The following is a 25,021-nucleotide window of genomic DNA, read 5'->3' as shown; positions in this document are numbered from 1 at the left end:
CTAGCTATCTTGAGCAGCAATAGACTGGGCAAACTGCCTAAAGGCTTGGCTATTCTTTTGCAGTGCTTTACTAATTGAGCCTCCAGCCGCCATGATCCCCATTTCGCGGTTGATTTTCCACTGATAATCTAGGTTGCTGAACAATCTTCGCATTAATTCCAACAGGCTTTGATGATATTTGAGTCCGATATGATAGCCTTCGTGTTCTTGACAGAAGCATTTTTCCATCCATTCGAGTGCTTCTTTAGTATCCATACCAAACAGAGGAGATTTTAATAGCTTGTAGTAAAAGACCATTAACATTTCATCATCGTAGACACAACGACCTGGTAGTACTCCAGAAAGTCCACTCAAAAGGCTGCATTGCATCTTATAAATCATCAAACCAGAGATGAATTTCTCGTAAGCAGTTGGCTTCGGGAAATCCTTATACATTTCTTTGGCGAGAGTTTGAGAAATTGTGGTGTGGAAGGCCTCGTCTAATAAGTGGTAATAGGATACAGCCGTGGGAGCCGGAATATATTCGCCTTTCTGCTCTAATTCTCGGTAATATCTGACGTAGGGATATTCTTGGTTTTTGAGAATCGCATTTGCAGTATAACGTAGGGAATAATATTGACAAGCCATAAATGGCGACATCCCCCAATGAATAGTGAAGAACTGCAACCAATAACGCTCTGCTATTCTTCCTCCCAAACCATCAGATGGTGCGGGGATCTGTTCGCCTTTTGCTTCTAAATCTTGCAAATACTGAGAGTAATATTGTTTTTTATCTCTCAGCATTGTTTTTGCGATCGCACTTAAAGTTTTATCCCGATAGACCGCAAAGGGAGAACTACCCTCAGATGAGTTAAAGAAATCTCTTACAGGCTGCGGAATCAAAAGTTGTTGCCAACTTTGATTTTCTTTTTCGGATTTGCCATAGAGAGTATTACCCAAGATGGTTTTACCAACTATGGCCATTTTGGTTTTATAACCAATTCTTTGGAAGGTACGAATATGATAACTTTCTTGCTCGGTTTCAAAATCTAGTTCATCACAAAGTTTTTCGTAACCTCCCACCGCACGAAACACACCATTCGTAACTTTATTGTAAATACTTGTGGTGGCTTCACTAACAGCAGTATGGTTATAGTTACCTACCCAATATAGATGGTTGAGTGCTAATTTTTGTTGGGTAGAAGCAGCATCATAAAGGGGAGTGCCATACAAAAGTGAAAGTTCCGGAATCACCCAATAATAATTGCTGTTGTCGGCGTAATTAAATGTCTTACCAAGCTCTGCCAGTTTCTCTGTGTAGTCTGATTCAGCGTTATTGTGATAAGTCTTTTCGATAATGTGCAAGTGTTTTGGCCCCTGCACTTTTAAAGGAGTCGGAGATTGCTGGATTGGCTCTAAAGTCTTTTTTATGGCTACCATAATTTCCTATGTAATATCAATTATCTTTCGTAGAGACGTAGCCATGCTACGTCTCTACATTAATTTTGAGCTTTTAGTTCTAAACTTAAATGCTGAACTAAAGCTTCAACGGTTGGATAGTCATACAGTAGAGTTGGATCGATTTCTGTTTTCAACCAATCTTCTAAATCGCCTGTCATTCCCACTGCGGCGGAAGAATCTAATCCGTAACGGTCAAAAGGTATGGTTACATCAACTTCTTCTGGTTCTATTTCTAGTAGATCAGCTAAATAAGCAATTATCCACTCTTGAATCTCTTGTGATGTAGGAATCTGCAATGTGGTTGATTCTATGTTTTGTAATGTCATTGTTTTGTCCTGAATAAGTACTAATTAACTGTGTTGATATACTACTCACCCAGCAATTCTGGATTTTTTGAGTTTTGCTTGCATCATGCTCTTTGTCGGAACATTGACATCCCAAGCTAATCTCAAGAACTCTAGAACACGGATAACCCAAGTGCTGGGATCAAGTTGCCACCAGTGCAAGCCTGCAACAGCTGAGTTCGGAAAGGCATGATGGTTGTTATGCCACGATTGTCCAACGCTGAAAATAGATAGCCAGAGGTTATTTGTACTCTGATCCTTGCTATCGAAGGGGCGATCGCCATATAAATGGCAAATGGAGTTAGTACTGGAAATAATTTGCTGTCCTAAAAAAATCCGGACGAAGCCTCCCCACAATAACCCCTGTAAAGCCCCTATCCATGTCCCTGTAACTACTCCTCCTATGACTGTCGGAATCGCCAGTCCCAGAAGTACCCAAACCTGATGTAGTTGGTTAACTTTGCCAATCACAGGATCTCGCAATAAGTCTTTGGCAAACAGCATAGAATTTGTGATTTCGCCCTCAAAAAACCAGCCTAGGTGAGAGAACCAAAAACCTTGCAGTCGTCCCATTAGCCCTTCTCCATGTAGGTGGGGTGAATGGGGATCACCAGGGAGATCAGTGTATTGGTGGTGACGACGATGATGAGCTACCCAGTAAATAACTCCTCCTTGAGCAGCCATAGAGCCAAGGATAGCCAACAGGACACGGATAGGAGTGTTAGTTTGAAAGGTGCGGTGAGAAAAATAACGGTGAAAGCCTACTTCAATCCCAATCATGGTTAATGCATACATACTCAAAAGTAGGCATACTTCTAACCAACTAATCCCAACCCACCATAGCAATGTGAATGCTACTATCGTTCCTAAAAAAGGAATAATAAACGTGATTATCGCTATCCGACTATAAATAGTCTGTAGATAATCATTTGTAATGGTAATTTTTGATATTTGCTGTGCTTTCATAAGTTTTTTTTTGGATTTATACCCTAAATTGGCTTTAGTTTGTTGCCAAAGTATGTTTGCTACGGGTAATTCCGTGATTTCTACCTATGCATTAATTTCTACTTCTCAAACTTTTTGTCAGAGAAAATACATCAGTAATGCAACTATAAATGAGTAGGAGAAATCCATAGCACTATTTTATGTTCACCAAAAAATTCAGTTTTTGCTCTGCACTAAAAACTTAAACCTTTATTGGTAAGGAATCCACAAAAAATAATGCTATTTTCTCTCGTAGTTGCCATATAAAAGTCAATGCAAAAAACTTCCTGGCTGACAACTGACAAGCATCAAACTTATAAGATTCAAGATTTTTTGATGATTGAGATTCGTAAAATTGATGTGCTGAGGCGAGTTTATATGGCATAATTGTCACTAGTTATCCTCATCTATACAAAGTGGGTAAATTCGTCCGCACAACTGTTGCTAGACCGATTGCAAAGGTTCAACAGTTGGATAATTAATTAGCTCTGACGAGCTAATTAAGGGTTTAGGTGATGTGTAACTGACCTAGAAACCAGCCCTCTTAAGGCCTGAGAAATCTTAGAGGGCGATTTCTAGGTTGAAAACAATTACAGTCAGAAATTTGTTTCGAGACATATTAAAAGGTTTGTGAATTAGAGAATAGATATTTTTGATTGTTTAGGTATTCCAAAACTTCCTTATGTTCAAATTATACGTATATTTTGCGAAAATTTGAATTATTTTGCTATGAAGTTTGACGGATTGTAAAAGATTTTATTTTGCTTTTACTTTGCCATTAGTCATTAATACTACACATGACAAATAAGAGTCAAGCTAGCTATTTACCAGCAGATAGCTGTTGAAGAACAGAATCAAGTTCAGCTTGGAGATGCATAAACTTAACTTTACTCTGAGGATTTTCGCTCCAATCTTCTACCACATCTAGGCTACCAGCAAGAAAGGCGGTGCGACAAGCCTGACGGCGAATTTTGCCACTAGAGGTTTTGGGGATACTTCCAGGTTTAATCAAAGAGGTGGCAAAAACTTGTAGTCCGTGCTGTGATGCTACTGTTTGTCTAATACTATCAACAACTTCTTGAACGTTCAACTTACGCAAGTAACTCCGTTCTACCTCATGAACAATCACGAGTTCCTCAGAACCTTTGTAATCTATGGCAAAGGCGGCTCCACAACCGAGTCTCAGAGATGGATGACTATTTTCAACGGTCAATTCAATATCTTGGGGATAATGATTTTGCCCTCTGATGATAATTACATCTTTGAGTCTTCCGGTAATAAACAATTCTCCGTCTTGTAAAAATCCTAGATCTCCGGTGCGAAGAAATGGCCCTTCTTTGGTATCTGCTAGATAAGCATGAAAAGTATTATCTGTTTGTTCAGGGTTATTCCAATAGCCTTGAGCAACACTCGGCCCCGCCACCCAGATTTCGCCAATCTGTTCGGGATCGCAAGGAACTAAGGATTCGGGATTGACAATGACGACTTTCTGCTCTGTTGGACTTTGCCCACAGCCTACAATTGTTCGAGTATCAGCGTTAATATCCTTAACTTTGACAACTCGGTTTTGCTCTAGTGCCGTTCCTTCTATATTGCAACTAACTGGTAAAGCTGTTTTATGGCCTCCAGATACGATGAGAGTTGTTTCTGCCATACCATAGCAAGGATAGAATGCTTCTTTGCGGAAGCCACAAGGTGCAAAAGTAGCTGCAAACTTTTCCATTGTCTCTACACGCACAGGTTCAGCACCAGTAAAAGCCACTTCCCAACTGCTCAGATCAAGATTCTCTAGGTGTTCGGGTGTTGTTTTACGAATGCAAAGATCATAGGCAAAATTTGGCCCACCACTAGTTGTGGCTTTGTAGCGGGATATGGCTTGCAACCATCGCATAGGCTTTTGGAGAAAGTCAGCAGCTGCCATCAGTGCAACTGGAAAACCACCATAAAGAGGTTGTAAAATTCCTCCAATTAAGCCCATATCATGGTAAGGTGGCAACCAAATTAAACCTTGACTATTGGGTGTATGGCCAAATAATTTATGGATGACAGCTAAATTGGCTAGTAAGTTGCCATGACTGACTATGACTCCTTTAGGATTACCTGTGGAACCCGAAGTGTATTGTAGAAAAGCTATGTTATTGCTATCTAATTGGGGTGGTTGCCAAGCTTTTGCTAAGTCGCTACTCAAGTCATCTGTAGCTAGCCAATGTAATTTAGAAATGTCTAATCCTTCTTGAACAGAGCTAGCTTGGAGGCTATTTAATAAAAATGTAGAAGTCAGGATAATTTTAGCTTGGGCATCTTGAGCGATCGCTTGCAATCTCGATAGATTCTGATTTTTTCTCGGAGGATAGGCAGGGACAGCAATCACGCCTGCATACAAACATCCTAAGAATCCGGCTATGAAATCTAAACCAGGTTGATAAAGCAGCAGAGCGCGTTCACCATATACATTTAAAGATTGTAGAGAAGTTGCGATCGCTTGCGCTTTTAAATGTAGCTCACCATAAGTAAGCTTTTGGGCTTCTATTTCGCCATTTTTGAGAAATATATATGCCTGTTGTTCTGATTGATTTTGCGTCCTATAGCTTAATAAATCAACCAAAGTTGAGACACCATACTTGGTATCCACCATATATTCACACCTCACACTTATAGAACACACATCATTAAATCTTTTAATTACAGTGATTTATGCTATTACTAGCCAAGCCTTGCACTGTATATTGGGCTGACAAAAAAACTTTATTTTTTTGCTACCTATAATCGTTACTGCTGGAAAATTTTTTAGCAACTATCCATACATAATTTTTATTTGCTTTCTATTTATCCTGACTTTTTCAAAATGCTTTTTTTGGTTTTAATGCTTTTAAACAGATACAAAACATTTTATTTTTGTTTTTAGTGCATTTTTGTAATTAATAAAATTTGTTTGATTAACATCTGGAAAATTTTTTTTACGGTAAGACCTATTTAGATACATTACAAATTGACAATATATTATCGATATCAAGCTAATATGCGTATCTATCTTGAGTATTATTAAACATCTATCTTTCGATAGATGATAATATTTTATATTTGAGTTTTAAGTGTTGCAAATCTAATAAAATAAGTCTAAAGATAGAAGTATATTGAATTTAAATTTATTTTTAGTTTTTGCTTTACATTTTTTACATATTTAATATATAGTCAAAAATGTTAAATATAAAGAAATAGTAAATTAGCTAAACTACTGTAAGTTAACTTACTATTTTTAGTAGATGTTTTCCTTAAGAAATTTATTTTTTAAATTGAGTGTGAATGTTTAAAAATTAAATAGATTCAAGCGAATATTTTTTCTAAACACAAATCCAGCTAACAAACGATAATGAATTAAAGTTGAGTTAAAGTTCTAACTTTGACAGCAGCACATTTTGCCATAAATTTCATTATTAACAATAGAAACTACAACAATGGATGAAGATTTTACTCTAAATGTCACCTTATTAATCCTTGGCTCAGACCCCGTAACAGAAGTTAAGGGAGTTGATATCAACCTAGTTTTTGGAAGTTCTAGAAATAATGTACTTTACTCCTTGGATAGAAATAACCTGATTCAAACCACTAGTGGAAGTGAGACAGGGATCAGTCGTGCAATTATCCCCCAGCATCCCCTGCTTCAAGAGCCTCCACAGCCCTTTTTTCTGGTGACAAGACCAATACGAATGTCTTTACTGTCGTCTAGATGAATCCTTACGAACAATCTAGATATCTGTTTGCCTGTTTTAGATTTAAAGGTAATCACTCTAATGAATCGAAGTCGTGTTCAAGTTATTACTTTGACGGCCATATGTTTGGCCTTATTTATGGCTAATTTTGACAACACAGCCATGAATCTAGTACTTGCTAATATTCAGGTTAGCCTGGATGGCAAGCTATCAGAATTGCAGTGGATTATCAATGCCTACACTCTGTCTGCGGCTAGCTTCTTGTTAGTTGGTGGGGTAGTAGGGAATTTTTACGGACGCAAGCGAGTTTTTCTTGGGGGATTGGCCATCTTTGCGATCGCCTCGGTCATTTGTAGTATGGCCTTGAATCTCAATATTTTGATTGTGGGGCGAGTTCTTCAGGGAATTGGTGCAGCTGCGTTCATCGCAAATTCTGTGTTGATCCTCGCTAATAACTTTGTTAAACCAAAGCATAAAGCGACAGCGATTATTATTTGGAGTGCGGTATCAATACTCGCCCTATTTGCTGGGCCTGATTTTGGCCAACTAGTTGCGGATACTTTGGGCTGGCGGAGTTTGTTCTGGATGAATTTACCGCTTAGTGCGATCGCTTTTTGGTTAACTTGCCGTTTTAGCAAAGAAGTTGCAAACTCCAAAAAGCCAAGACTGAATTTGTCAAGTTTAGTACCCAGCTTAATTTTACTGGCAGGATTAATCTACACATTAGCTCACAATCAAGCATGGCGATCGCCCTTGATTCTCTGGCTGCTTACGGTTAATGGAATTAGCCTCATAGCATTTTTGGTAAGTGATTTTGGTAGTCGTCAACCAATATTTTCACTACGCTTATTCCGTAACCAAAAGTTTGTTGTACTTAATGTCTTCTCAATTTTGTTGAGCTTTACTATTGGTGGCTTAGTTCCACAGCAAGTACAGGCACAGACTACTGAACCAGAACAACAATTTCCCCTTTCTTTATTAACACCTGCCAGTGATTTAGTTCAAGGAGGGTTTTCAAATTTTGAAATCCTTTTCGCTCGTGCAGGCAACGATACTATTTATAGTGATGATCCTCTTAAAAGCAACACTCAAACACAAAATATTGACTTTTTGTTCGGGGACTTATTTGATAATTCTCCAGAAGAGTTCGAGATTGTTCTCAATATTCAGAACACTAGTGCAGGTGGTAATCCATTACTAATTCTAGATAGGGATATACCATCTGTAGGGCAAGATAGATTTGTACTGGGAGATATAGATCAACCCTATTATAGTAGCCCTAACCCAGCTACTCTCGGCACAACCAACTTATTAGGTTTGAATGAGTTCGCTGTCATTTATGATTTAAAACCTGGTCAAGATTTCATCCAACTAAACGGTAATTCGGAAGACTATCGCTTAGTAGATGTGAATGGATTAAAGGTTGATGGAATCCAACAACTTTTCTATGGCAAAGCCCTCTTTTCATTGCAACAGGGCTTACCTGATTTGATCGCTTATATAATTGCCAAACCGGAAGTGACATTAGATCTAAAAAGCACAAATTTCCGGTACGTTGGTACAAAACCAGCCAAAAAACCAGTAGAACGAAAGAAGATTGGGCAATTAGGCACTACAGGTAACGATCTAGGTCTAGCTGCTGCCACAGATTCTTTAGGCAACGTTCTCATAGCAGGAGATACAACTGGGCCTTTGTTTGGAACTAATCAAGGTTTTAAAGATGTCTGGGTAGCTAAATATGACAGTAATGGCAGTCAGATCTGGGGTAAGCAGTTTGGGTCTTCCGGTTCTGACAATGTTTATGCTATTGCTACAGACAATAACAATAACTTTTATCTAGCAGGAGAAACGGGAAGTAGCTGGTTTTCACCCAAGCAATCAGAAGCAGCTGATTTTTGGGTAGCTAAATATGACAGCAATGGCAACCTATTGTGGGGTAAGCAGTTCGGGACTAGTTTAACTGGTGGTTATCTTAATGCTGCTTGGGGACTTGATTTAGATCCAGCAGGCAACATCTACTTATCGGGATTAGCACTTAAAGTCAACCAAAATCGGGAAATATTTGATTTTCCTGCTGAAGATGATGCCTGGGTGATTAAATTAGATAGTAATGGCAACCAACAGTGGTTTACACAAATAGATACGCCATTTTTTAATGAATGCTACGACTTAGCTGTAGATAAGGATGGCAATTCTTACTTTGTAGGATGGACTCAAGGCTTAGTCAAAGAGTCAGATCCTTCTCGCAGTCTATTGAAGTACGATGCCTGGGTGACGAAGGTGAACACTGCTGGTCAGATTCAGTGGATTCAACAACTAGGAAGTAAAAATGAAGGTCTTGAGTTTGCATGGGCTGTTGATACTGACAGTCAGGGTAACGTCTATGTTACAGGATGGACTACAAGCGATATCGGCACTATAATTAGCAAGAAGACCCAGGGACGTGATATTTGGCTTGTCAAACTTAGCCCAGATAATGGAACTCAATTGTGGGCAAAACAGTTCGGCTCGGTAGGTGATGATGGCATGATCTTATCGGACATGGATATTGATGCCCAAGACAATATCTATCTAATCGGACATACTAACGATAAGTTAGGCAAAGGTGACAAAGATGCCAACTATAATGCCTGGTTAGCCAAGTTCGACACCCAAGGCAATAATAAATGGATTCAACAATTTGGCAGCAAAAATAATCTTGACTATCCTTCGGGTGTGACTGCTGACAACAGTGGTAAAGTTTATGTGACTGGATTTACCGATAGCGTATTAGGTAGTATCACCACTGGAGTTGATACTTCGGCTGTGGATGCTTGGTTGTCTCAATTTGATGCTGAGAAAGGCAGCCTGCTGAAGTTTATTGGCGATACTAAGGATAACCTCAAAATTGCCGCTCCTGATGCGATCGCTACTATTGATGCTAGTAATGATCTGGTGACGGCTGAGAGATTGCCCGACGGCGATAACATTATTAAAACTACGGGAGGAATCAGTGCCAACGTCAGTTTCGCCAGCTATGGGGCAATTACTTCTAGTCTGGGTAAGATTTTCAATCCTGAGATCCCAAACTCGTTTCCTCAAGTTCTAGCGCAGGAAATTAATAGTGGCAAAATAGTCATACCAAACCAATAACAGCAGAGAAACTTCAAAGCAGGGGTGCATAGAGAGGGTACTGTCCATCTCCCTTGCACCCCTGCTTTCTTGTTTGCTTTCACGAGTAAATTTCTCATCTAAACCCTATTGCATCCACTCATACAGAATTACAACGACAACAAGTTTATGTTTGTCGCACTCAAGAACAAGATAAAACTGAAAAAAGACATAGCAATTTTTGAATAGGTTTATACGGTTTTAATTGGATTTCGCACAAAGGCGCAAAGAATCAATCTTTAATTTTGGTTAAACATCCCAATTCATCCCGCATTTATGCAACGCCAATTATTCAAATTTCATACTTTAAACTTTATATGTTTCCATCTCATACTGATACCATTTTTGGTCAACGCGTTCAGCTACTAGTGGTCTGACAATAAATTTAGGTGGACAACCATCTTTGACATCAACTCGCACGCAAGAATAAGGCAAACGTGTTTGAGAACCGTAACCATACCTGCCGACATAAAGTAAGGAATCTGCAACTTTGCGAGTTGGACTATCGGGAATTTCTGTAAAAGTCTCCAGCAATTCTGTACCCTCGCTGCGCTGACGGCGGGGACGGCGACCACTACCACCAGAGACAATACAAGGAATATGAGAATCAGCATATCCTGTATCCACTGTGCGGAGATATTCTAAGCAGTGGGCGTGACCGTTGAATATTAAATCAACTATGGGGCGGTCTTTTATAAGGAAACCAAGAGTTTCTTTGACCTGTTCTAATACCCAACGCAGACGATGGCGTACTGCTAAAGTTTGCGCTTGATTCCATTTGGTGGCTTCGGTGACGTAAGGAGGATGGTGAAAAAACAGAATCCGTCCTCGAACTTCTGATGTATGCCAAGATTCAATAAGTCTGTCGCGCAACCATTCTAGTTGTTCAAAGTCTATTGTTGGTGCTTGGTGGGATGACAGTTGTTTTTCAATGTCAATTTTTACTTCGTTAATTTGGTCTAATTTAGCACTGAGGTCGTCGAGTTGTTCCGCATCGTCTGGGTTGTCAGGATTGAGGCGATCGCTAATTGTCAAGATCTGTTCTTCTTCTATGTCTATTTCCTGGCGGCGTTTTTGCAATTCTCGACGGTAAATATCTCCGGCTTGAGTAGTTGGTAAAGGCGATGGTGCATTAAATGTATTAGAATCAAGAGCGAAAAAATCTATACCACCATATCTAAATGTATAGTAACGGTTGGGTACACGGGTAAACTCGCCAGGAACGTAACGCAAACAGCGACCAGTGTCAGTTTTTCCGGTGTAATGCTGGTCTAAATGATGTTGTAACTCTTCTGGCGAATTAACACCTGCTAAATAATCGAGAAAGGCTTTTGCATAAGCATCGCCTTGGTTAGAACCATGCCAACCAATTTCAAAATCTTTGTAACGTAGCATTCGCCGTAAACGCAACGTACTGCCAGTAATTAAACGATACATAAACGGCACATCATAATAATCATGATTGCCTAAAACTGGTAAGAACGGTAAGTTAAAAGTCATGCGATCGTAAGCAATGTTTTTTGGGTTCTCGCCACCCACTAAAAACTCACGGTAAGGTTCAATAAAATTTGCTGGGTAATATTCATGAGAACCTACTACATAAATGACATCGCCAGTATGCAGCACAAAACGGCAATCATCTTTATGGGCAAGCATTAATTGGGCTACTTCTCTTTGCGGGTGGTGTCCGTAATGAGATTTTGTACCACTATCCCCAATGACAAAAAATGAAAATTCGGGAGTCTCATCGTTGCGGTCATCTATCACCATGCTGGTTTGGTCGATACCGCGCTGCAAAATACTGTCATGTCTCCACCGTACCCGTTCTTTCATCTTTTGAATTTTGACAGGAATTGATGGTTCAGAAATCAATCTCATAACTGCTTATTTTAGGATTTGTAAATTGCTTAAAACGCATTCCTACCGCATCCCAATTGTAGCGATTTGTTCTAAAAATTATAAATGGATAGTATTTTGGTTATTATTTTTTAAGTTCAGCATCATACAAACCCTAAACTTAATATTGATATTTTTTAGTTACAATTCAATTTTGTGACACTCTTTAATTGACTTGACAACTTATTTTCTAATATTTAGTTAGATTTAATTATTTAATTACCTCTACTTCCCAAGTCAGCCTATCAAGCTTGCCGCCCACTTTCGCCTTTGACGATCGCAGAGGCTATCAGGTGAGCTAGGCGAAGTGCCTCTGGTACGTGTCCACAGTCTGTAAGATGCTGAAGCACTTGGCCTGTAATCTCTGGTTGTGCGTTACATACCTGAAAATAAAAAGGTGGATGCTCATACACAGGGCCAGCACGGCTGATAATTTCCAATCTTTTTTCTGGGTGCGGTAGTCGTTGCATAGCATACGCCATTGCTTGGAGGTTAGGTAGTTTTCGCATCACTGCAATACAAGGGCGTTCTAATCTTGCGGCTAACAATGGCAGGTCTATTATATTGAAGCCACCTAAAGAAATACCATCTAAAAGTACTACATGAAGATGTGGTAAAAATTTGCCCCCAATTAGTAACTGACACAGTTTTTCTGTAGCATCCCAACCATCTGGCTGGATCTCTCCCCAAACCATACCTTCAAACCGAGTGTCTGCACAGATGACACCTGCAACCCCCACAGGATTATTCGCGCTTCTGATAAAAGGCGCATCATCAAACCCGATCGCGCGAATTGTCCGGCGGTTTCTCAACAGCGTTTCTAGTTCCATTAGTTTCTAACTAATTCTGTAATCGCCCTGATTAACTGTTCTGGTTCCACTGGCTTGGGAAGATGCTTTTGAAATCCGGCTGCGATCGCTTGTTTTTCGTTAATTTCACCAGCATAGGCAGTCAGAGCGATCGCTTTGATATTTCCTCCCTGATCTGGTAGCAGATTTCTCACTTGCTGCATGAGCATATAGCCGTTGATTTGCGGCATTCCAATGTCACTCAGCAAGATATCTGGTTGAAATCGGCTTAAAACTGCCAATGCTTCGGTTGCTGAACCTGCCATTGCGACGTTTGCTTTTTCCTGTTCCAGTACAAAAGCCACGAATTCACGACTATCAGCATCATCATCTACTACCAATATCTTCATACCGTTTAAGTCTAAAGCTGGCTCAGTCCCAACATTTTGATTGCTTTGGGCTTGAGGCGGCATCATTGGGAGCTTCACTTTAAAGGTTGCGCCTCGTCCTTCTCCGGGACTTTCTGCCTCAACAGTTCCGCCATGCAATTCGGTAAAATATTTGACGATCGCTAGCCCTAACCCCAAACCACCAAATTTTCGGGTTGTTGTGCTATCTTCCTGGCGGAAATACTCAAACACGTGCGGCAGAAATGCTGGCGTGATCCCTTTCCCAGTATCTTTAACTTGAATTTGAACATCAGTGCCAACTTTTTCTAACCGAATTTCTATTTTTCCCCCATTGGGCGTGAATTTGACTGCATTAGCCAATAAATTCCAGACAATTTGCTGAAGGCGACCAGAATCACCTGAAAGCAACCCAATATTAGTTAGGATAGGCTTAATTTCAATACCTTTGGCCTCAGCTGATAAGCGTACAGTTTCGATCGCTGCATCCACAACTTCCGCTAAATTCACTGGGGAGACATTCAGCATCATTTTGCCGCGCAAGATGCGAGAGATATCAAGTAAATCGTCAATCAGCTGAATTTGTAACTTCGCATTGCGCTCGATTGTCTGTAATGCTTGCTTTGTGCCAGATTGGTCAAATTTGCGAGTTTGCAACAACTTTGTCCATCCCAGAATCGGGTTGAGGGGCGATCGCAACTCATGAGATAACACTGCTAAAAATTCATCTTTGATCCGGTTTGCAGTTTCCGCTTGTTCCCGTGCAGCTTGTTCTTGTTCTAACAGGCGAGTGCGCTGCTGTTCTAGTTGTTTTTGGTCTTCAATATCTGTGGCTGTCCCGAACCATTTAATCACTTGACCTTGCTCATTCTTTAACGGCACAGCTTGGTGTAAATGCCAGCGATACACCCCATCTACTCGGCGCATTCGTCCTTCTGCTTGATAGTAGCTGCTATTCTGTTGAGCGATCGCCCATTTTTGACCCAGTATCGGTAGATCATCAGGATGAACAATCGCTTGCCAGCCGCCAGTTTTTGCTTCTGCCAGTGTTAGCCCCGTGAAGTTAGACCAGCGTTGGTTGATATCAATCAGCACACCTTCTGTATTCGCTGTCCAGACTAATTGGGGAATTGATTCCGCCAAATATCGATAGCGTTCTTCACTCTGACACAAAGCTTCTGTTGCCTGTTTTCGAGTAGTGATATCACGGGAAATACATAACAAATGCTCGATTTGTCCATTTGCATCTCTAATTGGAGTCACCTTGACATCCCAATATTTCGGCTCACCTGCCAAGGTTGGACAATAACCTTGAAATGTTCCAACTCCATTTGTTTTGGCTTGGTTTAGTGTTTCCTGCGCTGCTGGCTGGTCAGCTTCTTGCCAGAATTTGACCCATGAGTGACCAAGAAATGGAGTGATGTCATCAGCTTTGAGCAATTTTTGACCACCCGGACTCATGTATAAAAGTGAACCATTTAAATCCAATACCTTAATACAATCCTCGCTACTTTCTAGGATTTGCCGGTTAAACGCTTCACTTTGTCGCAATGCTGCTTCGGCTGTTTTGCGCTCAGTGATATCAGCCACAATTGATACACAGCTAATGCCAACTTGCGCCTCCTCTACCGGGGCTGACCAGAGTGCCACATCAATAAATAAATTACCTTTTGTCTGGCGTTGCGTTTCCAGCCCTGCTAAAACGTTTCCTTGGATAGTGGCAGCAATATTATTCAGAAATTCATTGCGCTTGTCTTTGGGAATAGCAGGTAGAAATTTTCCTAATACTTCTTCCTGACTCCAGCCAAAAATTTTCTCTGCGGCTGGGTTCCAAATTTTGACCGTGCCATCTGCCTGTAATCCCATAATGGCAAGAGGACAAGCTTGAATAATTGCCTGTAAGGTTTGATTGCTCTTGGCTAAAGCTAGTTCTACTTGTTTACGCTCTGTAATATCTAGGGCAATCCCGGTCATGCGCTGGGGCTGTCCGTTGTCATCATAAAATGTCTGCCCGATCGCCGTCAGCCATCGCTCTCCCCGACTTGGGTGCAGAATGCGGAATTCAACATTCAGGTCGCTACGTTCTATTAAAGCTTTGCGTGCTGATTGATCAACGCGATCGCGGTCTATCTCAACAATTGACCGCAGCCAATTTTTATATGAAGGTTGAATAGTTGCCCTCTCTAGACCATACAGGCGGTAGTATTCTTCTGACCAAGTGACTTGGTTATTGACTATATCCCAGTCCCACACACCTGCATTGGCAGCTTGTTGAGCAATTCGCAATCGTTCTTCACTTTGGCTGAGGCTTTCTTCGGCTTGCTTGCGTTGGGTAATGTCGCGCACTAATGCAACAAACCCCTCAACCTTTCCCTGTTGATCAAAGCGAGGGATGTAACTAACACTGACAAAACGTGTGCCTGCCACTTTGAAAGGAAGTTTGCTCTCAAAGCTAACTTCTTGCCCTGCCAAAACTTGTTCAACGTAAGGACGAATCTTGGCATACACTGCTTCGCCAAGCACTTCCCGCAAATGCCTACCATACACCTGGGTAGTTGGCTTACCAAACCACTCCTCATATTTTTGGTTATTGAAACGGTAACGCTGTTGGCTATCAACAAATGAAATCAGCACCGGAACAGCATTTGTGATCAACCTCAGTTCAGTTTCCCGTTGTCGTAACTCTTCTTCAAACTGGACGCGATCGCTGATGTCTCGAAAATACATCGCTAATCCATCTGGTGAAGGAAACAGCGAAATATCTAGCCAGCGATTCAGGATGAGTGAAAATGCTTCAAACCTGACTGTGGTTTGCGCTGCCATTGCTCGCTCAAACTGTGCGGTAATGAGCGCATCTTTTTGACTGTCGGAGAACACCTCTTGCCAAAGTTTACCCAGGAGTTCTTGTGGCGATCGCCCTAGCATCTTTGCCGCTTCCTGATTGACATAGGTATAACGCCAGTCTCGATCAAAGGCAACAAACGCATCAGTGATACTTTCTAGTATGTTAGAAATGCGTTGATTAGCTAACCTCAGTGATGCTTCGGATAATTTCTGTTCTGTGATGTCAAGCGTTACACCCACCATCCGCAGTGGTGTGCCATTAGAGCCATATACCAGTTGACCTCGGACAATCAACCAGTGCAGACTGCCATCAGGATGGTAACAGCGTTCCTCCACCTCATAATCAATTCTTTCTTGAATCGCACGCTCAATTGCAGCCTGAACAAGGGGGCGATCGTCTGGGTGCAATGCGGCAAATAAAGTTTCATGGGTGAACTCTGCATCAGGCGGCAAGCCAAAGTTCGCCTTACATTGCGCCGAACAGGTGAGAATTCCTGTAGTCAGGTCATGTTCCCAAGAACCGAGCTTGGCCGTTTGCAAGGCGATTCTAAAATGCTGCTGTTGTTGTTGCAATGCTAATTCTGCTTGTTTACGGTCAGTAATATTGCTAAAAGAAACCGCTATCCCGTCATTTAATTTCACAACAACGTTACGAAACCAGCCTGCTGATTCTTTACTGTCATAAAACGTCTCAAATGTTGTCGAAATCCCCGTTTCGGCAACTGCCACGTAACGAGCAAAAATTCCACTGGTTTGACAATCGGGAAACAGATGCAGTAAGTATTGCCCAAGCAACTCTTCTGGTTTACGGTTTACACCTCTTGCTGCAACAGGATTAGTGTATTCGATGATAAAGTCAGCAATTTCCCCTGCTGCATCCCAGACGCTACGCAAAATGATGAATCCGTCAGGCGATGCTTCTAGCAGCAACCGAAATCGCTCCTCACTCTCTGATAACGTTGCAATTTCTCGATTCTCTATAGCCGAGGGTTGACTAACAATCCCAGCTTTCACCTCAGTCATTGAATACTTAACTCCGCCTCTAAAAGTATTTATCTAACAGAGTTTGGCTCTGATCCTGAAGCTCAACAACCGGTGAACGACTTAACTCACTGAGCATCGTTTTGATTTGCTTGAGAGCCAGAGGTGAGGGCTGCATATGCCCATTTTCCCATCGATTAATGGTACTGAACGCAACTCCTAGTTTTTCTGCAAACTGTTCTTGGCTTAGTCCGGTTAAGTGCCGAAGTTTGCGAATGAGATGGCTAACTTCTGGTTGCCCAAGAGCCAGTGTTTTTTTAACCATAAGAACTCAATAGATCAAGCAGATGCAGCTATTGGGTATAGCGTCTGCTATACATTCTATTTTCGGCGGATAAATTCATAAACTTATCTATCCTAGGGGTGATCCCAATACGGTTGACCAAAACAGGGTGTGGGGATTGATTAATCGTGAGCAACGCAAAACTAGAAGACGAGTCACAGTCCTTCTTCCCCTAAACCCTACACCCTACACCCATTCTTCTACACCCCACACCCTTCTTCCTGACCTGTTAATATCTGTGGAAAACTTGTGGAAAACTATTAAGGATTTTCCACAAGGTAATTATACTTGATGAGGTTTTCCACAGAATCGTTGAGGTTTTTCCACAAAAAATAATTATTTTTCCCCAGAAAAATTTAGATTTAAACGTTTTTTATACTTAACTTAATATTTTTAATTTGTTTTTTAACTATTGAGATAGATGATCAGAGTGTAGCCTGTGGAAAACTCAAGATTAATTTCTTGATGATTTTTGAGAACGGCTAGTCATGTTAATGCGATCGCTAAGTTGTCGGAGAGTTTGTACTAAATTGCGATCGCTTTCTCTAAGTTGAGTAATTTTCTCACAACTATATAACACTGTTGTATGATCCTTACCACCAAACTCCTCACCAATTCTCGGAAAACTTAAACCAGTGTATTGGCGCATTAAATACATCCCGATTTGTCGCGCCCAGCTAATTTCCCGCCGTCGTGAGTTACTTTTGAGGTCTTCAATTGAGACATCAAAAGTATCAGCAATAGCCGTTAAAATTGCCTCTGGGGTAGCGGCTACTTTCTCACTCGGCGTTTCTAAAACTGGGGTAATATTTTCGACTGTCATGGGCAAACCCCAAATCGAAATATATGCCAAAGCCCTGATTAATGCTCCTTCTAATTCTCGAATATTAGAAGTGTAGTTAGTTGCTATATACTCAATCACATCCTTGGGCAAGCGAATATTTTCATACTCAGCTTTTTTCTGTAAAATCGCCATTCTCGTTTCTAAATCAGGCGGCTGAATATCAGCAATTAAGCCCATAGAAAACCGCGAAGACAACCTCTCTTGCAGTTGGGGAATTTGGTTTGGCGGACGGTCAGAAGCAATCACAACTTGTTTGCCAGCTTCATGTAATGTATTAAAAGTATGGAAAAATTCTTCTTGAGTATATTCCTTACCTTCAATAAACTGAATATCATCTACTAACAGTACATTAGCCGCCCGATAGTGTTCTCGAAAGCTTTGCATACTATCTTTGCGGATAGCTGTAATTAAATCGTTAGTAAACTGCTCACAAGAAACGTAAAATATTTTAGAATCTGGGCAAATTTCCCAACGATAATGACCAATGGCTTGCATGAGGTGAGTTTTACCTAAGCCCACACCACCACATAAAAATAGGGGATTAAACTCTCTACCTGGGTATTCTGCAACGGCTAAGGATGCGGCGTGTGCCATCCGGTTATTAGCCCCAACAACAAATCGAGAGAATACATATTTCGAGTTTAATTCTGTGTTTGTCTGGTTTTTTGGCGGCACACTTTCAGGCGCAATCTTGGGATTAGAAAATTCCCATGTACTTTCTCGTTCATCTGATTGTGGAACTTCCTCACCTTTGGCAACTGTAATATAAATTTCGACTGGATGCCCCAAAATACTCTGCACGACATTAGCAATAGTATTGATGTAATACTTCTGTAGCCAATTACGGGCAAAAGGGTTTGGAGTAATGATTACTAAGCAATTATTTTCTAATCGCTCCGCATTAGCAGTTTTAATCCAAGTTTCAAAGGTAGGACGGGATAATTCTAGTTGTAGGCGTTCTAGCACCTGAGACCATAGACTGTCAAGAGAAATTTCCATTACCTATTACCTTTGCTGCTAATCGCCACAATAGAAGATATAAGCAAGCACAATTTAAAACTCGGTTGCTCTAGACCTAGAGCAAAGTTTGAGTTGTAATCATGTTGGGGCCACCCAGTAGGCATTATCCTAGCACCCACAGACTAACACGGAGAAGCAAAGACACATGAAGACACAAGTGTATGATTGTCAACGACAAAAAATGGATAGCAAGGGTTGGTTTCTCTCAAGCGCATCAACCAGTGTAAAGTTAATGCTACTTAGTGGGTTAGCAGTGGTGTCTGTTGGAGGTTGTGGTCTTTTATCAGGTAAAAGCTTGGAAAATTCTCCAAATCAGCCATTGGTTCCCGATTCTAAAACTGCTAACCCTGAAACTGCGATCGCAATTCCACCAATTATCTCTACATCTGGAGATCCTAATTATGTAGTTGGAGTAGTACGTAATGTTGGCGGTGCAGTTGTGCGTATTGACTCTGCTAGAACTGTGACATCTCGTATACCAGAAGAATTTAACGATCCGTTTTTTAGGCGATTTTTTGGCGATGTCCAACCTAGACAAAGAGTTGAACGGGGTAGTGGTTCAGGATTTATTATTAGTTCCTCTGGTCAGATTTTGACGAACTCCCACGTGGTTGATGGGGCGGACGCTGTGACCGTTACCCTCAAAGATGGTAGAACTTTTGATGGCAAAGTGTTGGGCGAAGACCCAGTAACAGACGTAGCGGTAATTAAAATAGATGCTAATAACCTGCCAACTATATCATTAGGCAATTCTGAGGCATTACAACCAGGAGAGGCGGTAATTGCGATCGGCAATCCTTTAGGTTTAAACAATACTGTAACATCGGGGATTATTAGTGCTACAGGTCGTTCTAGTAGCGACATTGGTGCGAGTGACAAACGTGTTGACTATATTCAAACAGACGCAGCGATTAACCCTGGTAACTCTGGTGGGCCATTACTGAACGCGCGGGGTCAAGTAATTGGAATGAATACAGCCATTCTTCGCGGCGCGCAAGGTTTGGGATTTGCCATTCCCATCAACACAGTACAGAAAATTGCTCAACAATTAATTAGTAAAGGCCGAGTTGACCATCCTTATTTGGGTGTGCAAATGGTGACGCTGACACCAGAAGTTAAACAAAGGATTAATGATAAATTTGGCGATCGCCTGAATATTGCAGCAGATAAAGGTGTATTGTTAGTCAGTATTGTCTCTCGCTCTCCAGCTGCTGTGGCGGGACTTAGACCTGGGGATGTGATTCGACAAATTAACGGTCAGTCTGTAACTACAGTTGAAGAAGTACAAAGGCTGGTAGAAAACAGCCAAATCGGTAATCCTTTACAAGTACAAGTCGAGCGTAACGGACAAATTACTCAAATCCCTGTGAATCCTGCACCTCTACCAGTACAACGCGAAAGCTAACTAAAGATATGAAGTGTGTAGACGCGCAGGGGCTTGCCGCAGGCTAGGGTAGTCTGAAATATAGACTTAGCCATAAATATCTCATAAAACCCAGACCAGATGAGGTTTACAAGCCTGGTTACTGTTTTTTGGGCTTGAGGTTAAGAAGATTGGATGTAAATCATTAGAAAATTTTATGTTAGTAAAAATTGACAATTGTTAATTGTCGATTTTTATTTAAATATGTATATATAACATTCATTATTTCCCACTAATTTACGGGAGTTTATAATATGGCTGACTTACTACCAATTTCCCAATTAGGCGACCCAATAGTTCGCCAAAAAGCTGCTTGGGTTGATGATATTCATGACGAAAAAATTCAAAAATTAATTGATGATTTAATTGCCACAGTCGCTCAAGCAAATGGTGTCGGTATAGCAGCACCACAAGTTGCCGAACAAAAGCGTTTATTTATTGTGGCTTCTCGCCCAAATCCCAGGTATCCCAATGCTCCTACAATGGAACCCACTGCCATGATCAACCCTAGGATAGTGTCGCATTCTTCAGAAATTGTTAAGGGATGGGAAGGTTGTTTGTGTATTCCTGGTATTAGAGGATTAGTACCTAGATATCAGACTATTGAAGTTGAATATTATGACCGCTACGGTAATTTACAAAAGCAAAAATTCCATGACTTTGTAGCGCGGATTTTTCAGCATGAATACGATCATCTGGATGGGATTGTATTTATAGATCGCATCGAAAGTACCCACCATATAATCACCGAGCAAGAGTATCAAAAACGTGTTATTAACATTACTTAAACTAAAATAAATCTTGAAAAGTAGATCATATACCGAAGTTATAGGTTATATTTAACCTAACGTTAACCTTTTAGCCTTGGTGCAACTATCGAGTAAATGACCAAAACTCTCAGTAGTCGCGGGTTAAGTCCGAAAGAGGCTCTGTCTCCTGACTTAATCTCTAGTCAGCGTCACAGCGACGAAGTAAAAGTGACTAAACACACCATAGCAAATGCACAGCAAGCAATGGATTTGCCAACTGGTGGTATACAGATTGTACATACCACACACGGTCGCATTCGCATCCGCGCTACTGATGATAGTTTGAACTCAAGACTAGAAGCAGTATCTCAACATTTACAGCAATGCAAAGGTGTCAAAGAAGTTTCTACCAATCAGCAAACAAGCAGTTTGGTAGTCACATTTGATGAAAACCAGCTAGCATTACCGCAAATGTTGACTATACTAGGAAAATTGAATATTCATCCTGACCCAACTTCGCCTGAGTCAGAGAGTCGCAGAGATCCCTTTGCTGCGTGGAAATCCCCTAATTTTTGGATAGAGCAGACTATCTCTCTCATCCCCTTAATGACAGGGTTAGCGGTGACAGGAGGACTAGGAATTAGTGGATTAAAATCCATCCCGGTCTATATGATTACCGCAGATACCACCCGTTGGGTGATTGACTATTTAGAATCGCAAATCGCTAAATTAGAAGGCAACCAGCAGTCACAAGCTGATGCTAAAACTAGCGATCGCCAATCTGTAAAACCAAATAAAATAACTGCAAAACCTAAATTGACACAACTAGTAACTAAACCTGTTGTTGAACCAGTTAGGCAAGACGTAAAACCGTCAGCAAATATTGCCTACACTGTAGTTCATACTATTCCTGGCAGGATTAGGTTCCATGTACCACGTATTGCCCAGGATCAAGCCTACGCACGGCGGTTAGAAAGGTTGTTAAAAACCGATGCTCAAGTAACTAACCTGCGGATAAATTGCGATGCAGGATCAATTGCGATCGCATATCAACCGAGTCATGTAGCCCTTAACCATTGGGTAAAACTTATGGAATTGGCTTTACAGACAAATCCGCCCAAACCTCCTGTGCAAACTGTAGAGCCACAACAGCCTCTAGAGCAAATTACCCAGCCTGTTGTATCGCCAGATACAACAAACACATCAACAAAAAGTAATAATTTAAACATATCCAGCTTATGGGCTGACATGAAGCCCGCAGCTATGTCTTTTTCTTTAGCCTATATGGCGAACTTTCCGTTGTAGAGCGTTCCGTTAAGGAACACAGGAGGATGAAAATGGAGGGTTCAGTATCCTCATCGGCATCGCAGCCTCCTGGGGAAAGCCCCTGGAAAATAGCAGCCCAACCAAACAAGATAATTCGTAATTGCTATCAATATGTGCAACGCTTAGAGAACTTGCTCAACGCAGATCCATTGGTGATAAAACGAATCAATATCACCTATACAAATAGGATACTGCGAGACTCTCAAGGGCGAACGCCCAGTGTTGTAGAAGCAGCAATAACGCATTTCAAGAGTCTGATTCAATCTGCCAACGAAGCAACGGCAGGTATCGCCGCCATCCCAGCCAGCAGAATTTAACAACATCATCAGCAAATCTTTTTTGCAGTAGCTTACCAGTCTTAATTGATTGGCGAGACAGCTTACGCTCGAAAATTAGAGCCTGCTGCATGATTAACCAAGTTTTCCATCACTTTTAGCGAGATCAAGCATGACACCATTGACAGCTCAACTAGCATCGCCCGTAGTCCAAAAATCTTCGGAAATTGAACCCCAAGAAGAGGTTCCTCTAGGTGCGAGGAAGGTTTATCCATCGGCGGTAGAACAGAATGGCAAGGTTATTTTGGCGCAGCCTAATGGCAAAGCTTCTCTAGCCAACCGCAATATCCCCAAAGTTGTCTATAGCGTTATCCATGCAGTTCCCGGAAGAATGCGGTTGCGGATACCGCAGTTGCGTAGTAACGCAGCATATGTGCAACGTCTGCAATCTTTATTAGAAGGTGATCCCCTCGTCACGAGCGTCAAAATTAAACCTGCGGCTGCATCGTTAGTTGTTAACTATAAACCTAGTGCAGTTAGCGATGCCAAAATGCGATCGCGTCTTAGCTGTCTGATTATGACAGCCAATGATGCCAACGTTGTGCTGTTGGATCAGAAAAAGTCATCAAAAGCCAAAGATGATGCACAAGAAGCAAATTGGCCAGGATTGCAACTTTCGGCTGTAGCAACTGGGTTGGCTGTGCTAGGTGGGCCGTTAGGATTATCTGTACCACCAATTATGGTGGCTGGAACCATTGCACTGGCAACATTGCCCGTATTCCAACGAGCAGTAGTTGGAATCGTGATGGAGCGGAAACTGACGATTGATGTGTTGGATTTGTTGGCAATTGTGATTACCACAGCCCAAGGTCAATTTCTCACACCAGCATTGATGCTGAGTTTAATTGAAATTGGGGAAAATATCCGCGATCGCACCGCTCGTTCTTCCAAAATGCAGACATTAGATCTGCTCAATTCCCTAGGGCAATTTGTCTGGGTAGAGCGTGATGGTGAGAAAGTCCAAATCTCCATCAAAGAAGTTAAGAGTGGTGACACAGTAATCGTCTATCCTGGCGAACAAGTACCAGTAGACGGCGTTATCCTGCGGGGTAAAGCTTTACTAGATGAGCAAAAACTGACGGGTGAATCAGTACCAGTCTTGAAGAGCAAAGAACAACACGTCTTCGCTTCTACACTGGTACGAGAAGGCAGCATCTATATATTGGCAGAACGGATAGGTAACGACACCCGCGCCGGACAAAGCATCAAGCTGATGGAAGAAGCACCAGTCCATGACACCCGGATGGAAAACTACGCCATCAAAATTGCCGAAAAAGCAGTTATCCCCACCTTATTACTGGGTGCAGGCGTGTTTGCTGTCACCCGCAACGCCTCCAGAGCCGCCAGTGTTCTTACCCTCGACTTTGCCACAGGAATTAGAGTATCAGTCCCAACAACAGTATTAGCAGCCTTAACTTACGCCGCCAAACACGGGATTCTCATCCGCAGTGGTCGCGCCTTAGAACAACTCGCATCTGTCGATACCATCGTATTTGATAAGACTGGCACTTTGACTAAGGGTGAAGTTGCGGTAATTGGTATTGATAGTTTTAATCCTGAAGTTTCCGAGGGGCGCGTTTTAGCTATAGCCGCCGCCGCCGAACAGCGTCTTACCCACCCAGTTGCCGAAGCCGTCATCCGCTACGCCGAAGCACAAAAAACTGTGATTCCTAGCCGCAGCAAGTGGAACTATAAACTCGGTTTAGGTGTCGAAGCTGAAATTGATGGCGAACCTGTTTATGTAGGTAGCGAACGCTTCTTGCGTCAACAAGGCGTAGATATGGAAGCTCTCAAAGATAGCAACCGGGTCAATTCGGTGATTTATGTTGCCAGCAACGGTAAACTTCTCGGTAGAATAAGGTATAGTGATATTCTTCGTCCTGAAACAAGGGAAGTGATTAACCACCTGTTGACGGTCGAAGGTGTAGAAGTTCATATGCTCACCGGCGACAACCAACGTACAGCTAAAGCTGTAGCAGCAGAACTCGGAATTGCCCCAGCCAATACCCACGCCGAAGCATTCCCCGAACAAAAAGCCGCCGTTGTCCGCGAACTGCATGAACAAGGCAAGACAGTTGCATTTGTGGGAGATGGAATTAACGACTCCCCCGCATTAGCCTACGCCGATGTTTCTATATCTTTTGCTCACGGTTCCGAAATTGCGCGTGAGACAGCAGATGTAGTACTGATGGAAAATGACTTACATGGAATTTTAGAAGCGATCGCCCTGGCACGCAACGCCCAAAAATTGATTCGTCAAAATACTAGTATTGTTGCTATTCCTAATATTGCAGCAATGGCGATCGCCGTGCTATTTGGGCTGAACCCCTTAGGTGCAACGGTAGTTAACAATGGTTCAACAATCGTTGCAGGAGTTAACGGCTTACGTCCAATGCTTAAATCTTCCCCAAAAAAAGCTCTACCATCAGCATGATGA

16 protein-coding genes are annotated in these 25,021 nt (G+C 41.7%); 7 read left to right on the top strand and 9 right to left on the bottom strand.

The window, feature by feature from the left end:
• The 4 genes from H6G76_RS16950 to H6G76_RS16935 all read right to left on the bottom strand — a co-directional run bounded on the left by H6G76_RS16950 (position 1) and on the right by H6G76_RS16935 (position 5,403).
• Positions 1 to 1,419: a hypothetical protein gene (locus H6G76_RS16950; protein ID WP_190702803.1), complete on the bottom strand. Its 1,419-nt coding sequence runs from the start codon at positions 1,417 to 1,419 to the stop codon at positions 1 to 3.
• A 59-nt stretch (positions 1,420 to 1,478) separates the two neighbouring features.
• On the bottom strand, positions 1,479 to 1,766 hold the full coding sequence (locus H6G76_RS16945; RefSeq protein WP_190702800.1) for an acyl carrier protein: 288 nt from the start codon (positions 1,764 to 1,766) through the stop codon (positions 1,479 to 1,481).
• A gap of 45 nt (positions 1,767 to 1,811) precedes the next feature.
• Entirely contained in the window at positions 1,812 to 2,750 is a 939-nt protein-coding gene (locus H6G76_RS16940) for an acyl-CoA desaturase (protein ID WP_190702797.1), read from the bottom strand.
• A gap of 838 nt (positions 2,751 to 3,588) precedes the next feature.
• Positions 3,589 to 5,403, bottom strand: a complete 1,815-nt coding sequence (locus H6G76_RS16935) for a fatty acyl-AMP ligase (protein ID WP_190702795.1) — start codon at positions 5,401 to 5,403, stop codon at positions 3,589 to 3,591.
• Between the two features lie 820 nt (positions 5,404 to 6,223).
• Here H6G76_RS16935 and H6G76_RS16930 point away from each other — a divergent pair.
• Positions 6,224 to 6,499, top strand: coding sequence for a hypothetical protein (locus tag H6G76_RS16930; protein ID WP_190702792.1), 276 nt, complete (start codon positions 6,224 to 6,226; stop codon positions 6,497 to 6,499).
• 60 nt (positions 6,500 to 6,559) lie between these two features.
• Positions 6,560 to 9,610, top strand: coding sequence for an MFS transporter (locus H6G76_RS16925; protein ID WP_190702789.1), 3,051 nt, complete (start codon positions 6,560 to 6,562; stop codon positions 9,608 to 9,610).
• 324 nt (positions 9,611 to 9,934) lie between these two features.
• Here H6G76_RS16925 and H6G76_RS16920 read toward each other — a convergent pair whose 3' ends face one another.
• The 5 genes from H6G76_RS16920 to dnaA form a co-directional block, all read right to left on the bottom strand.
• Positions 9,935 to 11,506: a metallophosphoesterase gene (locus tag H6G76_RS16920; RefSeq protein WP_190702786.1), complete on the bottom strand. Its 1,572-nt coding sequence runs from the start codon at positions 11,504 to 11,506 to the stop codon at positions 9,935 to 9,937.
• A 263-nt stretch (positions 11,507 to 11,769) separates the two neighbouring features.
• Entirely contained in the window at positions 11,770 to 12,354 is a 585-nt protein-coding gene (locus H6G76_RS16915) for a DUF99 family protein (protein WP_190702783.1), read from the bottom strand.
• Entirely contained in the window at positions 12,354 to 16,586 is a 4,233-nt protein-coding gene (locus tag H6G76_RS16910) for a PAS domain S-box protein (protein WP_190702781.1), read from the bottom strand. The genes H6G76_RS16915 and H6G76_RS16910 overlap by 1 nt, the downstream gene beginning before the upstream one ends.
• A 19-nt stretch (positions 16,587 to 16,605) precedes the next feature.
• Entirely contained in the window at positions 16,606 to 16,869 is a 264-nt protein-coding gene (locus H6G76_RS16905) for a DNA-binding transcriptional regulator (protein ID WP_190702779.1), read from the bottom strand.
• 472 nt (positions 16,870 to 17,341) lie between these two features.
• Positions 17,342 to 18,730, bottom strand: a complete 1,389-nt coding sequence (dnaA, locus tag H6G76_RS16900; protein ID WP_190702777.1) for a chromosomal replication initiator protein DnaA — start codon at positions 18,728 to 18,730, stop codon at positions 17,342 to 17,344.
• 166 nt (positions 18,731 to 18,896) lie between these two features.
• Here dnaA and H6G76_RS16895 point away from each other — a divergent pair, with 166 nt between their 5' ends.
• The 5 genes from H6G76_RS16895 (at position 18,897) to H6G76_RS16875 (ending at position 25,018) form a co-directional block, all read left to right on the top strand.
• Positions 18,897 to 20,156, top strand: a complete 1,260-nt coding sequence (locus tag H6G76_RS16895; RefSeq protein WP_190702774.1) for an HhoA/HhoB/HtrA family serine endopeptidase — start codon at positions 18,897 to 18,899, stop codon at positions 20,154 to 20,156.
• 272 nt (positions 20,157 to 20,428) lie between these two features.
• On the top strand, positions 20,429 to 20,962 hold the full coding sequence (def, locus tag H6G76_RS16890) for a peptide deformylase (RefSeq protein WP_190702772.1): 534 nt from the start codon (positions 20,429 to 20,431) through the stop codon (positions 20,960 to 20,962).
• Between the two features lie 96 nt (positions 20,963 to 21,058).
• Positions 21,059 to 22,228, top strand: a complete 1,170-nt coding sequence (locus tag H6G76_RS16885) for an HMA2 domain-containing protein (protein WP_190702771.1) — start codon at positions 21,059 to 21,061, stop codon at positions 22,226 to 22,228.
• A 32-nt stretch (positions 22,229 to 22,260) separates the two neighbouring features.
• Positions 22,261 to 22,566, top strand: coding sequence for a hypothetical protein (locus H6G76_RS16880; protein WP_190702769.1), 306 nt, complete (start codon positions 22,261 to 22,263; stop codon positions 22,564 to 22,566).
• Positions 22,567 to 22,696: 130 nt separating this feature from the next.
• On the top strand, positions 22,697 to 25,018 hold the full coding sequence (locus tag H6G76_RS16875) for a heavy metal translocating P-type ATPase (RefSeq protein WP_190702766.1): 2,322 nt from the start codon (positions 22,697 to 22,699) through the stop codon (positions 25,016 to 25,018).
• Positions 25,019 to 25,021: the final 3 nt, after the last annotated feature.

Source organism: Nostoc sp. FACHB-152, assembly GCF_014697475.1.
In the GTDB taxonomy this organism is placed as follows: Bacteria; Cyanobacteriota; Cyanobacteriia; order Cyanobacteriales; family Nostocaceae; genus Nostoc_B.
Note: the sequence above shows the minus strand (reverse complement) of the source record. Positions and strands in the feature narration are given on the sequence as shown.

Excerpts from the sequence above, each read along its gene's own strand:
- H6G76_RS16905 (WP_190702779.1), bottom strand. The coding sequence starts at position 16,869 with ATGGTTAAAAAAACACTGGCTCTTGGGCAACCAGAAGTTAGCCATCTC.
- H6G76_RS16920 (WP_190702786.1), bottom strand. The coding sequence starts at position 11,506 with ATGAGATTGATTTCTGAACCATCAATTCCTGTCAAAATTCAAAAGATG.
- H6G76_RS16940 (WP_190702797.1), bottom strand. The coding sequence starts at position 2,750 with ATGAAAGCACAGCAAATATCAAAAATTACCATTACAAATGATTATCTA.
- H6G76_RS16935 (WP_190702795.1), bottom strand. The coding sequence starts at position 5,403 with ATGGTGGATACCAAGTATGGTGTCTCAACTTTGGTTGATTTATTAAGC.
- def (WP_190702772.1), top strand. The coding sequence starts at position 20,429 with ATGGCTGACTTACTACCAATTTCCCAATTAGGCGACCCAATAGTTCGC.
- dnaA (WP_190702777.1), bottom strand. The coding sequence starts at position 18,730 with ATGGAAATTTCTCTTGACAGTCTATGGTCTCAGGTGCTAGAACGCCTA.
- H6G76_RS16930 (WP_190702792.1), top strand. The coding sequence starts at position 6,224 with ATGGATGAAGATTTTACTCTAAATGTCACCTTATTAATCCTTGGCTCA.
- H6G76_RS16945 (WP_190702800.1), bottom strand. The coding sequence starts at position 1,766 with ATGACATTACAAAACATAGAATCAACCACATTGCAGATTCCTACATCA.
- H6G76_RS16950 (WP_190702803.1), bottom strand. The coding sequence starts at position 1,419 with ATGGTAGCCATAAAAAAGACTTTAGAGCCAATCCAGCAATCTCCGACT.
- H6G76_RS16875 (WP_190702766.1), top strand. The coding sequence starts at position 22,697 with ATGACACCATTGACAGCTCAACTAGCATCGCCCGTAGTCCAAAAATCT.
- H6G76_RS16885 (WP_190702771.1), top strand. The coding sequence starts at position 21,059 with ATGACCAAAACTCTCAGTAGTCGCGGGTTAAGTCCGAAAGAGGCTCTG.
- H6G76_RS16895 (WP_190702774.1), top strand. The coding sequence starts at position 18,897 with ATGAAGACACAAGTGTATGATTGTCAACGACAAAAAATGGATAGCAAG.
- H6G76_RS16880 (WP_190702769.1), top strand. The coding sequence starts at position 22,261 with ATGGAGGGTTCAGTATCCTCATCGGCATCGCAGCCTCCTGGGGAAAGC.
- H6G76_RS16915 (WP_190702783.1), bottom strand. The coding sequence starts at position 12,354 with ATGGAACTAGAAACGCTGTTGAGAAACCGCCGGACAATTCGCGCGATC.
- H6G76_RS16925 (WP_190702789.1), top strand. The coding sequence starts at position 6,560 with ATGAATCGAAGTCGTGTTCAAGTTATTACTTTGACGGCCATATGTTTG.
- H6G76_RS16910 (WP_190702781.1), bottom strand. The coding sequence starts at position 16,586 with ATGACTGAGGTGAAAGCTGGGATTGTTAGTCAACCCTCGGCTATAGAG.